This window comes from Paenibacillus rhizosphaerae (assembly GCF_014192015.1).
Taxonomy (GTDB): Bacteria; Bacillota; Bacilli; order Paenibacillales; family Paenibacillaceae; genus Paenibacillus_AQ; species Paenibacillus_AQ rhizosphaerae.
Genome location: NZ_JACHXJ010000007.1, coordinates 84,495 through 99,359 on the forward strand (window position 1 = coordinate 84,495; position 14,865 = coordinate 99,359).

At 55.1% G+C, this 14,865-nt stretch carries 13 protein-coding genes; 11 read left to right on the forward strand and 2 right to left on the reverse strand.

Features of this window, described 5'->3' with window-relative positions; genetic code table 11:
• Positions 1 to 67 precede the first annotated feature (67 nt).
• Positions 68 to 793 carry an SDR family oxidoreductase gene (locus FHS19_RS30540; RefSeq protein WP_183586504.1) on the reverse strand — a complete coding sequence of 242 codons (726 nt, stop codon included), beginning with the start codon at positions 791 to 793 and terminating at the stop codon, positions 68 to 70.
• 129 nt (positions 794 to 922) lie between these two features.
• On the opposite strand from FHS19_RS30540, the gene FHS19_RS30545 reads away from it, so the two are divergent.
• From FHS19_RS30545 to FHS19_RS30580, 9 genes are all read left to right on the forward strand, one after another.
• On the forward strand, positions 923 to 1,546 hold the full coding sequence (locus FHS19_RS30545; RefSeq protein WP_183586506.1) for a TetR/AcrR family transcriptional regulator: 624 nt from the start codon (positions 923 to 925) through the stop codon (positions 1,544 to 1,546).
• 123 nt (positions 1,547 to 1,669) lie between these two features.
• Positions 1,670 to 2,098: a MarR family winged helix-turn-helix transcriptional regulator gene (locus FHS19_RS30550; RefSeq protein ID WP_246426914.1), complete on the forward strand. Its 429-nt coding sequence runs from the start codon at positions 1,670 to 1,672 to the stop codon at positions 2,096 to 2,098.
• Between the two features lie 157 nt (positions 2,099 to 2,255).
• Positions 2,256 to 3,266 carry an MFS transporter gene (locus FHS19_RS35130; protein WP_246426915.1) on the forward strand — a complete coding sequence of 337 codons (1,011 nt, stop codon included), beginning with the start codon at positions 2,256 to 2,258 and terminating at the stop codon, positions 3,264 to 3,266.
• Positions 3,267 to 3,342: 76 nt separating this feature from the next.
• Positions 3,343 to 3,894: a hypothetical protein gene (locus tag FHS19_RS35135; protein ID WP_246426916.1), complete on the forward strand. Its 552-nt coding sequence runs from the start codon at positions 3,343 to 3,345 to the stop codon at positions 3,892 to 3,894.
• A 43-nt stretch (positions 3,895 to 3,937) separates the two neighbouring features.
• On the forward strand, positions 3,938 to 4,570 hold the full coding sequence (locus FHS19_RS30560; protein WP_183586508.1) for an HlyD family secretion protein: 633 nt from the start codon (positions 3,938 to 3,940) through the stop codon (positions 4,568 to 4,570).
• A 341-nt stretch (positions 4,571 to 4,911) separates the two neighbouring features.
• Positions 4,912 to 5,493, forward strand: coding sequence for an SLOG family protein (locus FHS19_RS30565; protein WP_183586510.1), 582 nt, complete (start codon positions 4,912 to 4,914; stop codon positions 5,491 to 5,493).
• Positions 5,494 to 5,558: 65 nt separating this feature from the next.
• Complete coding sequence (locus FHS19_RS30570; protein WP_183586512.1) at positions 5,559 to 6,545, forward strand: Gfo/Idh/MocA family protein; 987 nt, start codon at positions 5,559 to 5,561, stop codon at positions 6,543 to 6,545.
• Positions 6,545 to 7,069, forward strand: a complete 525-nt coding sequence (locus FHS19_RS30575; protein ID WP_183586514.1) for a hypothetical protein — start codon at positions 6,545 to 6,547, stop codon at positions 7,067 to 7,069. The genes FHS19_RS30570 and FHS19_RS30575 overlap by 1 nt, the downstream gene beginning before the upstream one ends.
• 288 nt (positions 7,070 to 7,357) lie before the next feature.
• Positions 7,358 to 9,286, forward strand: coding sequence for a PAS domain S-box protein (locus tag FHS19_RS30580; protein WP_183586516.1), 1,929 nt, complete (start codon positions 7,358 to 7,360; stop codon positions 9,284 to 9,286).
• A gap of 113 nt (positions 9,287 to 9,399) precedes the next feature.
• On the opposite strand, the gene FHS19_RS30585 is transcribed toward FHS19_RS30580, so the two are convergent.
• Positions 9,400 to 10,845, reverse strand: coding sequence for an esterase-like activity of phytase family protein (locus FHS19_RS30585; protein WP_183586518.1), 1,446 nt, complete (start codon positions 10,843 to 10,845; stop codon positions 9,400 to 9,402).
• 237 nt (positions 10,846 to 11,082) lie between these two features.
• Here FHS19_RS30585 and FHS19_RS30590 point away from each other — a divergent pair, with 237 nt between their 5' ends.
• Together FHS19_RS30590 and FHS19_RS30595 are read left to right on the forward strand one after the other, a co-directional pair.
• On the forward strand, positions 11,083 to 11,676 hold the full coding sequence (locus FHS19_RS30590; RefSeq protein ID WP_183586528.1) for a nitroreductase family protein: 594 nt from the start codon (positions 11,083 to 11,085) through the stop codon (positions 11,674 to 11,676).
• Positions 11,677 to 11,857: 181 nt separating this feature from the next.
• The gene (locus FHS19_RS30595; protein WP_246426917.1) at positions 11,858 to 14,722 is read left to right on the forward strand and encodes a family 78 glycoside hydrolase catalytic domain; all 2,865 of its coding nucleotides are present in this window, start codon (positions 11,858 to 11,860) and stop codon (positions 14,720 to 14,722) included.
• Positions 14,723 to 14,865 lie beyond the last annotated feature (143 nt).

The following is a 14,865-nucleotide window of genomic DNA, read 5'->3' on the forward strand; positions in this document are numbered from 1 at the left end:
CTTTTAAGTTTATGGTGTTATAAATTTGGGGTGCTCGGATTTTTGAGGAACGCGGATCCTCTATATTTTACAGACCAGACAGGATTGCACCACCCTCGACCTGGAGTACGGACCCGGTCATGTATGTGCTTTTCGCCAAGTACACATACGCCTCTGCGATCTCTTCGGGTTTTGCAACGTGCTGTACTAAAAGTGACTCAGCAATCTGCTGGAACATCGCTGCACGACTCTCGGCGTCCATCCCACTGAAGACCGGTGTATCCACTACCCCTGGCGACACTACGTTGACTCGTATCGGCGCCAAATCCATTGCCAAAACACGGGCAAGGCCCTCAATGGCTGAGTTCAGTGCAACCAGCGTCGAGGCGCCCTTCATCGGTCGTGCGGCAGCAGCACCGGAAGTCAGCGTAATTGACCCGGACTTCCGGATGAAAGGCAAGGCGGCTTTCACTGTTGCATACTGCCCCCAGAACTTGCTGTCAAACTCAGTCCTTGCAACATCGATTCCCATAGAACCAAAGGGGCCGTGGGAAGTCGCTCCACCAGCAGCAGTAACGACGAGGTGATCGAAGTCACCAATCTTTTCAAAGAACGGTTTCATCTGGCTTTCATCCTGGAAATCTAGGACGTACCCTTGAACTGCCCCAATCTCCTTCACTGCCGCGTCTACTTTCTTTTGTGAGCGACTGGCAACGATGACTTGAGCACCTTGAGAAAGAAATAATTTCGCGGTAGCCAAACCAATACCCGAAGTACCGCCTACGATTACGGCTCGATGATTTTGCAATGACATGTTTCATACCTCCAATATAGATAGATTGATGTTACAAAAAAACGGAACCATTACTCCGTTTATTATACGGAACCGAAACTCCGGTTGTCAATTTGATGTATAATGTGTTTGTGAGAGGGGGGCGTTCATATGCCAGAAAAAGAGCCTTCGCAAGCTCGAGAAGATAAAGGTACAAATTCAACCGGTGCCGTTACAACGGGAAAATCATTACGGGCGGACGCCAGACGTAACAGAGAGCGTATACTCGACGTCGCGACGAAAGTCTTCGCCACTGAGGGATTGGAGGTTCCAATCGATGAAATTGCCAATCGTGCCGGGATAGGGATTGGAACAGTATATCGTCACTTTCCGACGAAAGAAGAGTTAATTGAAGCAGTGGTTTTCAGTTTTAAGCAACGTCTCATCGAGAAAGCAAGGGAAATGCTTGAGCAAGATCCAGGTCAGGCTTTTTTTCACTTTCTGTCGCTAATTGTGAGAGAGGGCACAGGAAACAAAGCGCTTATCGCCGCCCTGGCCCGTTCTGGTGCGGACATCCGTCGTCCGCTCTCCGGCATCTCCCTGGATTTTCAAAATGCACTAGGGGAACTGCTGAATTGCGCGCAGCAAGCGGGTTCAGTTCGCAATGACATTCAAGTAACCGATATAACAGCTATTCTATTCGGTGTTATGCGGACTCTTGAATACAATGATGATTCCGGATTAGCGGAGCGCATCCTGTTGGTTGTACGCGATGGGTTACGTGGCCATTGCTGAACTGACTTCAATAAGGGGGTAGACGTTCCTCTTATTTACCCAGAGCCCCGGATGCAAAGTCCCTTCGCGCAGTGGTATGATATATTTATGAGAGCGGTTTAGCGAGAGAAGAGGGGGAGGAAGTTGAACAAAGATCGACTGGATATGATCGAGTACCAGATCGCCCTGCTGGTCCGGCTGACGACGGCACTCAGCCCCAGATTCGGCAACCTGGACCGGTCGGAGTATCTTCTGCTCAGCGAGCTGGAGCACGCGGGCCCGCTGGCGATCAACGCGCTGGCAGAGCATCTGCTGCTGAACCTGTCCACGGCCAGCAGGCAAATTGCGGTGCTGGAATCGAAAGATTACGTCAAGCGGTATCCGGACACGAACAATGGGCGAATCAGCCTGATTGAGATTACGCCCGGCGGGCTGGATATTCTTCACAAGGTCCAGAAGGCGAGACATGATGCGTACGCGGACATGCTTAAGGAATGGGACGGCGATGAGCTGCAGCACTTGGAGGACAGCCTGACCCGGCTTAACCGGGATTTGAAAAAACGGCATAAGTAGACCAGGAAAAAGCTGTGGATCTATCCAATAGCTTTTTCTCGCTGCCTGCAAAATTCCCGTTGCCAGCTGATCCGTATATATTGTATAATACAACTTGCTATTTACAAGTTGTTCACATACGGACGTAATTATATACAAGATGAAAGGAGGAATCCGGATGAGTCAACTCATCAGCACTCCGATGTCGGAGAAAGAAAGGGTGTCCGTTCCGCAGTATTTGATCATATCGCTGCTGACGATTTTTGCGATCGGGCCCCAATACTTCAGCAATCTGGCTTATACGATCAACCAGGTGATCATTCAGAACGGACTGGATATGAGCTCGAACGATCTGCAGCTGCCGTCCACGCTGTCGAACCTGGCCTTTGCGCTCGGAGTGCCGTTTGGCCCCGTGCTGGCCCGCAGATTCGGCCTCAAGGCGCACTATCTGACGATGGTGTTTATTTTTTTGTGCGGCTCGTTAATCAACGCCGTATCCACCGATGTCGCCGCTTTGATGATCGGGAAGGTGATTCAGGGCCTCAGCGCCGGTACGCTGTTTCTGGCGATTTTACCGGTGAGCCTCCGTTCATTTCCGAACAAGATCCGCAACACCTTCCTGTTTATGGTCATCACGGGCCTGTTTGGGGCCAGTGCCGTCGGAGCCTATTTCGGAGCCGTCTCGCTCAGCCTGGACGCCTGGCGCTGGCTGTACGTGCTGAACATCGTCTCCGCCATCCTCTGCATGGCCGTCGGCTATTACGGCCTGCCAAAGACGGAGGAGCATCACGGCGAGCACGAGCCATTGGATAAAACGGGAGTGTTTTTGTTCGTATTGACGATGATTTCGCTGGTGGTTCCACTGTGCAATTTGATGCAAAAGGGATTTACTTCGTATGAGGTTTGGCCGTTTTTGGCCGTCGCCGTCATATTGGCGGTCCTGTTCGTCACCGTCGACCTCAGGGCCAAGACGCCGCTCGTCCCTTTCCGTACGCTGAAGGCGCCTAAGCCGATTACGGGCACGATCATGGCGATCGCGTCCCATGCGGTGCTCATCTTTGCGATAGCGGGGATCACCGGCTTCCTGAAAAACAACGTCAGCTTGTCGCCGCGATATTTGTCCCACTTCTTCCTGTGGTTCTTCGTCGGCATTCTGATCACGGCCATTTCTGAAAACCCTGCTGTATGACCGGCTTGGCGCCGGGGTCCTGGGCTTCATCGGATCGCTGGCCATCATTTATGTCTGCCTCAGCTGGCGGAACCTGGTGCCGGCGGTAACCCTGCCTAAGCTTTACTTTCAGGCCGCCTGCCTTGGCGGCGGCGTTAGTATGGCCCTGGTCAGCGGCGCGCTCGGCACCGCCCTCGCGGGGGATATTCACAAAGCTTCCATGCGTTCCACGACGCTGCATACGATGCGGAATATCGTCGGCGCGGTGCTTTCTCCGCTGCTGGGCTGGTATTTGAGCCGGGAGAACGCCATCAATTATGAGCATATCCGCTCCCATCTGGGTGAGTTTGATGCCGAAACGAAGCTGGAGCTGGCGCAGATGACCCGGAAGCTGATGGGATCGGGGATGACGGCGGCTCAGGCGCAGAGCACCGCATCATATGAGCTGATCGCCAATACGAAGAGGGCGGCGATCCTCGGAGCGTATCATCACTTGTTTACGATGATGCTGGTTCTTGCGGTCATTATTTTGCTGGCGTCGATCGGAAAAATCGTGACAGGCAAAGGCATTTCGCTTGTGCAAAAGCCGAAGAAGCCGCTGGCCCTGCCGGGTCCCAAGGAAAGAGTCACAACGGAATCCCATTCTTAATATGAATTCAGAAACTGAAGCGATATGGAGGAGAACAGTCAAGATGAACATACGTTTAATCATCGGAAACATTGTGGGCGTGCTGGTTGTGTTTATACTGATCGCAGCCGGCGCCTACGTTTATTACCAAAATGAAAACTACATCAAAACAAGCGACGCTGTCGTGTCTGCGGATATGATGCCCGTCGTATCCACATACAGCGGCGTGCTGACCGACTGGCATGTCAAGACCGGGACGGACGTGACCGATAAGGACGTCGTCGGCACCGTATCCGACGGAACGAAGGCCGTACCGGTCAGCACCCGGATGAACGGTAAAATCATCAAAAGCGATGCGCGGAAGAACGAGCTGGTTCAGGCGGGACAGGTGCTCGCACAGGAAGCCGACATGGATCACATGTATATCATCGCCAACATCAAGGAGAAGAACCTGAAGGACCTGAAGGTCGGCCAAAGCGTCGATATTAACGTGGACGGGGACTCGGGCAAAACGTTCAGCGGAACAGTCGACGAAATCGGCTATGCGACGACTTCGGTGTTTTCGGTGCTTCCGCAGCAAAGCTCAACCGGCAGCTACACCAAGGTCACCCAGAAGGTGCCGGTCAAAATTTCGATCAACCAGCCTTCGGATAAAGTGCTTCCAGGCATGAACGCCGAAGTGAAAATTTCTTTGTAATCTATTGAAGTTGTAAAATATAAGTTATAAAATTTGAAAGCTTTTACGACCGCATCGCTTCTTCGAAATCATTTTTACTCCCTTGCTTGCATCGTATATTTTTGTCCAACTTATATAGATTTCTGTAAAGGGGTACCTGCCCGCCATTGATGGATTGGCGGTGGGTGCCCTTTTGGCTGTCCCTTGCCGCCACCCCTTCAAGACGGGAAGTGAGCTGGACTGAACGCAATCGGAATCTGCGGGTGGAAGCCGCAAGGCAAAACAAGGTATGATAGAAGGAATGAATTATCCGTGGATCATCCGTGAAGAAGACATTCCAACTTAGTTAAGGTGTTGATGGTATGAAAAATTGTCTGGTCACCGGATACCGGGCGCATGAGCTGAATATCTTCGGCCAGAAGCATCCGGGCATTCCGTATATTAAGCAGGCGATCACCGCCAAGCTGATTCCGCTCCTGGAAGAAGGGCTGGAGTGGGTCATCACCCCGGGACAGTACGGCGTGGACCTGTGGGGGATCGAAGCGGCAATTGCGCTGAGAGAGCAGTATCCAGAGCTCAAATGCTCGATCATTTCAGCCTTTGCCAGCCCGGAAGAGAAGTGGAAGGAGGATAAACAGGAGTATTACCGGCAAATCCTCAGAGAGATCGACTATTACGGCGTCGTCAGCAATCAGCCTTACAGCGGCCCGTGGCAGTTTGCGGCCAGGGATGATCTGCTGTTCCGGAAGACGGACGGCATCGTGCTCGTGTATGACGAGGATGCGGGCGAGGGCACAGGCAGATTTTATAAGGAGAGAGCCTTGAAGAAGCAGCAGGAAGAGGGCTACGAGTATATTAACATCAGCTCTGAAGATATCCAGTCCATGGTGGGCGAGGCCGTTCATGACATGGATTCCGAAGTGGACAGCTTCTTTGGGGAATGAGACAATATAGTCATCGTGAGTATTCACAAAGACAGAACTGACATGTTAGGAGAGGAAGCGAGAAGATGATACGATTCGGGGTAATCGGAACCAACTGGATTACGGAGCGGTTTCTGCAGGCTGCCGCGGAGAATGACCAGTTTCAGCTTGCCGCAGTATATTCCCGGACCTTGGAAAAGGGAGAGGCTTTTGCCGCGGAGCACGGATCTCCGCGGGTATTCACGGATCTCGAGGCGATGCTCACGGGCGGGGTAGTGGATGCAGTCTACATCGCCAGCCCGAACTCATTTCACGCGGACCAGGCGATCCGGTGTATGAACCACGGGAAGCATGTGCTGTGCGAGAAGCCGATCGCTTCGAACAGCGCCGAACTGAAGCGGATGATCGAGGCGGCCCGCAGCAATGACGTGCTGCTGATGGAAGCGATGAAATCCACGCTGATGCCGAACTTCAGAATCATGAAGGACAACCTGTACAAAATCGGTCAGATCCGGCGGTATTTTGCCAGCTATTGCCAATACTCCTCGCGCTATGACGCATTTAAATCGGGGACGGTGCTGAACGCCTTCAATCCCGAGTTTTCCAACGGTTCACTCATGGATTTGGGCATTTACTGCATCTATCCGATGGTTTCGCTCTTCGGCCGGCCTGAATACGTGAAGGCGACTGGCATCATGCTGTCCTCGGGCGTGGATGGGGAAGGCAGCATGGTGCTGCGCTATCCGGAGATGGACGCGGTCATCATGTATTCGAAAATATCCGACTCCTTCCTGCCCGCCGAAATTCAGGGTGAGAACGGAACGATGGTCATCGATCGGATCAACCAGCCTTACGAAGTGAAAATCCAGTACAGGGACGGCACGGTGGAGGACCTCACCCAGCTGCAGACCCATGAATCGATGTACTACGAGCTGGACGAGTTTATCCGGCTGATCGAACGCGGCAAACGCGACAGCAAGATCAATTCTTTGGAGAGCTCCTTCATCGTGGCGGAAATTATGGAGGATGCGAGACGCCAGATCGGTCTCAAGTATGCGGCGGACGTATGGTAATGTTTGATCCGAGCATTTTCGACAACCTGAAGGTGGCGGTGGAGAACCAGGTCTACGACCTGGACAACCTGGACGGTGCGGTTCGCGTAACCGGCCGCGACGACCGGATGGAAATGTCGGTCATGTCGAGGGAATTCGCCATTCGGTTCGTGCGCAGCGGGAATGAAGCGGTGACCGCGGAGATCGGCCTTGCCGCCTCGCTGGCCGATTTGGCCGCGGAGCTGCTCGAACGGAAGGAGGCACAGCCAGGGTGCACAGTCCGCGTCCGCTTTTATATGGAGGTCGGTCCACAGGGCGAGGAATGTGCCGCTATCCAGCGCCTGCTGGAGCAGCTGTGGCCGGAGCAGTCGGTGTCCCAGACGCTCAGCTGGCGTTATGGCGATGAAACGAAACGCTTGTCGAATACGGCGGAAATCCGGTTTGACCGTAGGATCGACGAGGAACAGATGGAGGATCTGCCGGGGTTGCTGGAGCATGTCGTCCGATCCCTTGACGAGCTGGCCGCGCAGATGAAATCCGAATAGACACGAGGAAAGCCTGCAGAGCTGCAGGCTTTTTCTTTTGCCGGTTCATCATTATGTTCGCTATACCGTGCCTTCCGGCAAAGGTTGGAACTATAAATTTGGCCACATTTCTGTCATAATTATCGTTATAGAGGTTTCAAAATCGTCAATTTTGTTTATATTTCTTTATAAGCATGCTTATGCTTATTTTGTTGTGTCAGTGATTGGATTACAGATCCTTTAGGATATAAACATGATGGAGAGAAGATACAATAACCAGGCTGTACTACCATGGGCAGGAGGCGCAAAATGAACAGAGTACAGAATGAGGAGTATTCCTACTTACAGCATGTGTACCGCAATGCTCCTTTTGGTGTTGCCGTGATTACCGTCCGGGGAGAATGGGTTCAAGCAAACCCGGCGCTCACCCGCATTCTGGGATATTCCTGGGAGGAGCTTCAGAAACAGCGGTTCGAAAGGCTGATTTACCGCGAGGATCTGGAAACCAATTTGAGCCAGGTGAAGACGCTTATTCAAAACTATCCCGAGCAGACTTCCGTCGAAATCGAAGGCCGCTACATCCGGAAGGATGAGAGAACCGTGTGGGCGGCCGTGCATATTTCCATTATGCCGGACGCGGAGGGAAATCCAGGACATTACATCGTCGTCTTGAACGATATTTCCCATACCAAGGCTGCGGAGCAGAAGCTCCAGGAGACCGTTGAGCGGTATACCTCCCTAAAAAGATATAACCACGACGCGATCATTTCACTCGATTTAAATGGAAATATCTTGAATGCCAATACCCGAGCCGAGCAGATGACCGGCTGCAAGGTCAGCGAGATGGCGGGCAGGAGCATTGCGCGCTTTATCGGGGAACGGAACCTGCAGCGGGTGTTGAAGGAAGCGCTGAACAACCCGGCCGTAGAGCGGGATATCAAGACGCTCCGGCATAAGGACGGCCACATGGTGGAGGTCATCACGACGCTGGCACCCATCATCATTAACAACAAAAATGTGGGCTTCTATATCATTGCCAAGGATTTCACCGAGCAGCGGCAGCTCATTATGGCCAAGGAACTGGCGGAAAGTACAAATAAAGCGAAAAGCGAGTTTCTGGCGATGATGAGCCACGAGATCCGGACGCCGATGAATGGTGTTATCGGAATGACGGATTTGCTGGAGACGACGACGGATCTCGACGATGAGCAGAAGGAATATATCGAGATTATCCGCAAGAGCGGTGAAACGCTGCTGGCCATCATCAATGATATTCTGGATTTTTCCAAGGTGGAAGCCGGTATGACGGATCTGCAGGAGGATCTGTTCGATCTGAAGCAGTGCATCCAGGAAACGTTCGATATGGTGTCCGCCAAGGCGAGCGCCAAGCAGCTGGAGATGTCTTTTACCGTCGAGGATGACATTCCGGAGATGCTCTTCGGGGATCCCAAGCGGCTCAAGCAGGTTCTGATGAACCTTGTGGGCAATGCGGTGAAGTTTACGCTTCATGGAGGGATTACGGTCGGCGTGCGGAAGGTGTTCGAGGAGGACGAGCTGATCGATCTGGAATTCAAGGTTTCGGATACGGGCATCGGCATTCCGGATAACAAGCTGGAAGCGATTTTCGAACCGTTCTCCCAGGTGGACAATTTCATGACCCGCAATTATGAAGGAACCGGGCTGGGGCTGGCCATCAGCAAGAAGCTCGTGAACGTCATGGGCGGCAATATATGGGTAGAGAAAAAGGAAGGACCCGGAACGACCTTTGTGTTTACGGTCCTTCTCAAAAACCGGCAGGAGCCTGAGCATGCCAAGCGCTGCGAACCAAAGGAATCGTCGGACGCCGATCCGCTCAACATTCTGATCGCGGAGGACAATGAGATCAACCAGATCGTGCTGCGCAAAATGCTGGAGAAGCAGGGTCATGCGGTGACCGTCGTCACCAACGGCCACGATGTGCTGCGGGCGGCGGAGAATACGACGTATGACATCATCTTCATGGACGTCCAGATGCCTGGTATGAACGGTCTGGAGACAACCCGCAAGCTCCGGGCGACGCTGCCGAAGGACAGCTGTCCGATGATTGTAGCGGTCACGGCCAACGCTCTGAAGGAGGACCGGGATATCTGCCTTGGGGCCGGGATGGACGAATACATCAGCAAGCCGGTCAAAAGCCAGCCTGTTCTCGCCGTACTGGAGCAGGTCATTCGGAAGCGGAAGGTTGGCAGCCGGCAGTAACCGCCAGTAACGGAAGGGCGAAGATGTTCCGCCAATCTAACCCGCTTTACACGGACCCAAAAAGACCGGCCATGGAGGGAATCTCCATGGCCGGTCTTTTATAGGTTTGCGCCTTATTTTAAATCGTAGGGAAGCTCGAAGGTCCACAAATCCGTGCCGTTTTCCTTGGCATCCGGATTGGTGACGCCAAAGTCATTGTCGTTGACGATGACCAGCGTATGTCCGTTTACGAGCGAGATGCCTTCGATTTTCTCGTTCGGGTATTTGAATTCCACCGCATCAAGCACGGTCCGCTTCAGCGGCGTCATCATGCCGGCTTGGCGAAGCTCGGCTGGGCTCATCTGCTCCAGCGTTTTGCCGCTTGGCCCCGCTTCGTCATATTTGCCGAGAATGTTGGTCGCATCGGTCAGGTCGACGGCATATATCCGTTTAAGCTGGGCGGCATCGCCGGCATTTTTGTCACGCTCGTCGATCAGCAGCGTGTTATCATTGATGACGTTAAGATCAGAAATAACGATATCGGATTGCTTCAGGTCCTTGAACTGCCCGGCGTCCTCGGCAAGATAAGCGTATTCCGCCACCGGTTTGAGCGTGGCGAGGTCGATCTTCAGAATACGGAGTGCCCGCGAGTTATCGACGCTCTTGTCCGGATTCTGCAGCGGGCTCTGCATCGCCATGAACATCCACTTGCCGTCAGGCGAAATGCCGACCGCTTCCGCACCGCGGTTCTGGCGGCGGTCCAGATAAACGGCAGGCAGTGTATCCTTCAGCGGCAGTGCTGCCGTGTTCAGCTCGGCGCTGATCCCTTGGGGCGCCAGGCGCTGCACCAGCGTACCGTCGCGTTTCACCTGGACGAGGTACGGGCCGTACTCGTCGGAAATCCAGAACGTATCGTCCTGTGGATTATAAGCAAGCCCTTCGACATCAAGTCCATAAGGATCGTAAGAGATGACGTTCTGGGCGGTTGTCTCATAAGGAACCTCGTCCCGGGATTTTAGGTTCGGCAGTCCTGTAATCTTGCTGCTGCCCGTCACGGGATCTGTGCCGTTGATTTTTAGCGGAATGGTCTCCAGAATGGTGATTTTTCCTTGATCCAGCTGGATTTTATAGATGGACGGCGTGTAGTTCGGCAGCGGGAACGTCCGGCGAGTCTCGCCGTCGACGTCGATCTCCCCGTTCGGTCCGCGGTCAGCCGTCGTATAGAAGACGTTATCCGGGTCGCCCGGGATATGCGCCAGCGAGGAGCCGATGCCAAACTTGATGCCCTCCGCCAGATCCGCATGATCCAGCGTGTATTTACCGGTCAGCTTGGGCTTGTCCGTAAAAGAGGCCGTTTGGCGAACTTCGTCCCAGTCGACATACTTGCCCAGCAGATTGCCGAGATCGCGGATCGGAAAATACAGGTGATCCTGCTGCTCAACGGCAGGGACGGACGGCGTAAAAGACTGTCCATTTACGGAATACTTTACATCGGACGGTGCTGCCGATGCGCTCTGAAGCAGGGCTGTGCCCCCCACCGATAAGGCCGCGAGCGCGGAGACGAACCATTTTTTTGTCATCGTAATGAACCCCTTCCCGAAGGATATATATAAACAGCTATCTGCTTCAGTGTACGCTTACAGTGTTAACGGATCATTATCGGAACGTCACCGCAGGGTAAAACAGGGTCGATTGTCCATCTTGACGCTGCCTTGGAGGAGCCTGGGGGATTAGCCGGGTTAGAAATCGCTGCCCGTTTTTTGCTACAATAGTACACAGGACAGGAAAAAGCATTTAAAGAGAGTGGGGATTGAGATATGAACATATCGGAAGCGATCCGCTCCAGACGGAGCATCGGGAAAGTGACGCAGGAGGATGTGCCTGCCGCTTCCATTGAGCAAATTCTGGAGGCGGGCACCTGGGCGCCGAACCACCGGATGACCGAGCCATGGCGCTTCTTTGTCCTTCGCGGGGAAGGAAGGGATCTGCTCGGTAACGCATTGGCGGAAATTGCTGTGGAGCAGGCGGGCGGACCGGGCTCCCCGGAAGCCGAAGCGGCGGCGGAATCCGCCCGGCAGAAGCCGATGCGCGCCCCGGTTGTCATCGCCGTGACGGTCACGCCGAAGGATCACCCCAAGGTGATTGAGCTGGAGGAATACGGAGCGGTGTTCGCGGCGATCCAGAATATGCTGCTGGAAGCGCATGCCCTGGGCCTCGGAGCGATCTGGAGAACCGGTGAGCCTACATACCATGCCAAGATGAACGAGCATTTCGGTCTTGGCGCGAACGACAAGGTACTCGGCTTTATTTATCTGGGCGTTCCGGCTGAAGGACAGGCGCCTCAAGGCAAACGCACGCCTTACCAGGACTTGACCGTCTGGGTGGACCGTGCGGATGCATTAAAGAAATAGAGAGTGGCCGAATAACCCGGCGGCTCTTATGCGGGAAGCAGAGCCTGCGCGCAAAGCGCGGGCTTTTTTTCGTGAAACGGGAAGGGAAAGACGTCAGGGGGATGTTCCTTGAATTGAATTTCACCGCTTTACTTGACAACAGGGCGGTGATTGTACAAAGCTAAGGGCAGAGAGGAGGCTTATGATGGATAAGCATTGGAAGGCGCTGTGGATTTGGGGAGAGGGAGAGCCGAGCCCCCGGAATGAATGGAGATGCTTCCGCAAGACCTTTGCCTATGAGGGGGACCCGGGACGTCCCGTATCGCTCAGCATCACCGCAGACTCGCGCTACGTTCTTTTTGTAAACGGTTACCTGGCCGGCAGAGGAACGACGCGCTCCTGGCCAAAGGAGCAGATGTATGATACATACAGCATCGGGCACCTGCTGCGGCCGGGGGCGGACAACACGATTGCGGTGCTTGTCCTTCATTTTGGACTGGCCAATTTTTATTATCTCGCCGGGCGCGGGGGACTGATCGCCCAGGTGGAGCACGGGGACGAGGTGATCGCCGCCACGGACCGGACCTGGAGAACGGCCAAGCTGGCGGCCCAGGACAGCACTTCCCCACGGATGTCCTGTCAGCAGGGATTTGCCGAGGTGTACGACGCCAGGCTGTGGGATGAGGAATGGAACCGGCCGGGGTACGATGACGCCTCCTGGAGTGCTGCGGCGGAAATCGGCCCGGCAGGCACGCAGCCGTGGACGCGGCTGATTCCAAGGGACATCCCGTTCCTGACGGAGGAGAAGAAGTACCCGTCCAAGGTGCTGTCCCTGGCCCGCGTCAAGGCGCCAAGGTTCACGGCCGCCATCGACCTGCGGAACCAGATGGTGAAGGACAGTATCGCGCACGCCAACCCGGTGGGCTTTACCGGCCTCTTGGCTACGGTGCTGGTCATGGAAGAGGACGGTGAAGTAGCCGTCGGCTTTCCGACCGGAACGCGGGCCGACGATCTGTACGTCGACGGTATCCGCTGCAGCCCGGCGCATGTGGATCAGCCGGAAAAATACTACACGCTGACCTTGGGCAGCGGGAGTCATCTGCTGCTGATGGACATCACGTCGGGGGACCATGGTTCGGTGTTCCACGTCGGAGTGGATAGCGAGGCGGCGTTTACGCTGCGGGCTCCGCTTCAAGCTGCACTAAATGAGGAAGGCAATCCGTTTACGGCCGTCGGCCCTTTCGATGCGGTCGAGTATATCGATTACAAGGACGGCCGGGACCTACGCAGGGACCATCCGGACTATTTACGGCTGAAGACGATCCGGACAGAGCAGGAGCTTCAGGGCTATGAGCGCTGGATGCAGCCCGTGTCGAGGCAGCTGTATTCGGCCGTGGATGTATTCGGGGCCAGCGTGTGGCGGACGCTGAGCGAAAAGCACCGGGTGCCGCAGGAGCTGCAGTTCGCAGTGCTGCCGACGCAGAACTGCGCGCTGCTCAAGCCGTTCCCCGATGGTGACTGCGAGATCGTTATCGATCTGGGCAAGGAGCGGTCCGGTTTTATCGGCCTCGAGCTGGATGCGCCGGAAGGCACGGTCATTGATGCGTACGGGGTCGAATACATCAAGGACGATTACCGGCAGCATACCTACGGCCTCGAAAATACGTTCCGTTACATATGCCGGTCCGGCCGCCAGTCGTACCTGTCGCCTGTCCGCCGGGGCTTCCGGTACTTGATCCTGACCATCCGCGAACAGCTTGGTCCGGTGAAGCTTCACGAAGTATACATCCGGCAGAGCACTTATCCCGCCGCCGAGACCGGCGCGTTCCGCTGCTCGGACGCCCGGCTGAACGAAATTTGGGACATCAGCCGCCACACGACCCGGCTCTGCATGGAAGACACGTTTATCGACTGCCCTTCCTATGAGCAGGTATTCTGGGTCGGGGACAGCCGCAATGAGGCGCTCGTCAATTATTATGTGTTCGGCGTGACCGACATCGTCAAACGCTGCCTGCGGCTGGTTCCGGGATCGGCGGACATTACGCCGCTGTATGTGAACCAGGTGCCGAGCGCTTGGAACAGCGTGATTCCGAACTGGACTTTCTTCTGGGCCATCGCCTGCCGCGAATTGATATCCCATACGAATGATACGGCGTTTGCGGCGGAAATCTGGCCGGCGGTTCAGCTGACCATGGAGGCTTACTTGGAACATCTGAACCGGGACGGGCTGCTGGAGATGAAGGGATGGAATTTTCTGGACTGGGCCCCGATCGACCAGCCTCGCGAAGGCGTCGTGACCCATCAGAACCTGTTTTTGGCTAAGGCGCTGCGCGATGCGGCAGCCATTGCGGCGGCGGCCGGACAGGAAGGGACCTCTGCGGCATATGTGGAAGCATCCAGGCGGCTGACGGCAGCCATTAATCAGCATCTGTGGTCCGATGAGCGCCACGCTTATCTGGACTGCATCCATGCGGACGGCCGCCGCTCCGATACCTTCAGCATGCAGACTCAGGTGGTCGCTTACCTGTGCGGTGCCGCTTCCGGCGGCAGAAAAGCGCTGATGGAGGCTTATTTGAAGTTTCCTCCGGCAGATTTCGTGCAAATCGGCAGCCCGTTCATGTCGTTCTTTTATTACGAGGCGCTGGAGGAGGCCGGCCAGTTCGAGCTGCTGCTCGCCGATATTCGGGCCCATTACGGGCAGATGATCGATAACGACGCCACCACCTGCTGGGAGATGTACCCGAACTTCAGCGAAAATCGGGCTAACCCGAACCAGCTCACCCGGAGCCATTGCCATGCCTGGTCCGCCGCCCCGGGATATTTTCTGGGCGAATGCATTCTCGGCGTCAAACGGCTGGAGGACGGATGGGGCAAGGTGGCGGTCGCTCCCCAGCCGTGCGGACTAAGCTGGGCCAACGGCGTCGTTCCGCTGCCGGGCGGCGGGGAAATCCGCGTCCGCTGGAACGTTCGGGACAACCGAATGACCCTGCGCGTGGAGTCGCCGTCCGATGTGGAGGTCGAGGTGCGTTTTCCGGAAGGAATACAGGGCGAGGTTGAGCTCGTATAACGGAAAAGGATAAACGGTCAAGCGGTTATGGAGGAGACGTAACCTTATCCGGCGGATGTGTCGGTAAGGCAGGTCGTCCGTTCCCGGTCCCTTGGCTTGTACACGAAGGCTGCGGTTCAGTGGGGCTGTCCGCAGTCCTTTAC

Bases quoted from the DNA above. Each gene is read 5' to 3' on its own strand.
- FHS19_RS30540 (WP_183586504.1), bottom strand. From the start codon at position 793: ATGTCATTGCAAAATCATCGAGCCGTAATCGTAGGCGGTACTTCGGGT.
- FHS19_RS30570 (WP_183586512.1), top strand. From the start codon at position 5,559: ATGATACGATTCGGGGTAATCGGAACCAACTGGATTACGGAGCGGTTT.
- FHS19_RS30580 (WP_183586516.1), top strand. From the start codon at position 7,358: ATGAACAGAGTACAGAATGAGGAGTATTCCTACTTACAGCATGTGTAC.
- FHS19_RS30575 (WP_183586514.1), top strand. From the start codon at position 6,545: ATGTTTGATCCGAGCATTTTCGACAACCTGAAGGTGGCGGTGGAGAAC.
- FHS19_RS30595 (WP_246426917.1), top strand. From the start codon at position 11,858: ATGATGGATAAGCATTGGAAGGCGCTGTGGATTTGGGGAGAGGGAGAG.
- FHS19_RS30545 (WP_183586506.1), top strand. From the start codon at position 923: ATGCCAGAAAAAGAGCCTTCGCAAGCTCGAGAAGATAAAGGTACAAAT.
- FHS19_RS35130 (WP_246426915.1), top strand. From the start codon at position 2,256: ATGAGTCAACTCATCAGCACTCCGATGTCGGAGAAAGAAAGGGTGTCC.
- FHS19_RS30560 (WP_183586508.1), top strand. From the start codon at position 3,938: ATGAACATACGTTTAATCATCGGAAACATTGTGGGCGTGCTGGTTGTG.
- FHS19_RS30585 (WP_183586518.1), bottom strand. From the start codon at position 10,845: ATGACAAAAAAATGGTTCGTCTCCGCGCTCGCGGCCTTATCGGTGGGG.
- FHS19_RS30590 (WP_183586528.1), top strand. From the start codon at position 11,083: ATGAACATATCGGAAGCGATCCGCTCCAGACGGAGCATCGGGAAAGTG.
- FHS19_RS30565 (WP_183586510.1), top strand. From the start codon at position 4,912: ATGAAAAATTGTCTGGTCACCGGATACCGGGCGCATGAGCTGAATATC.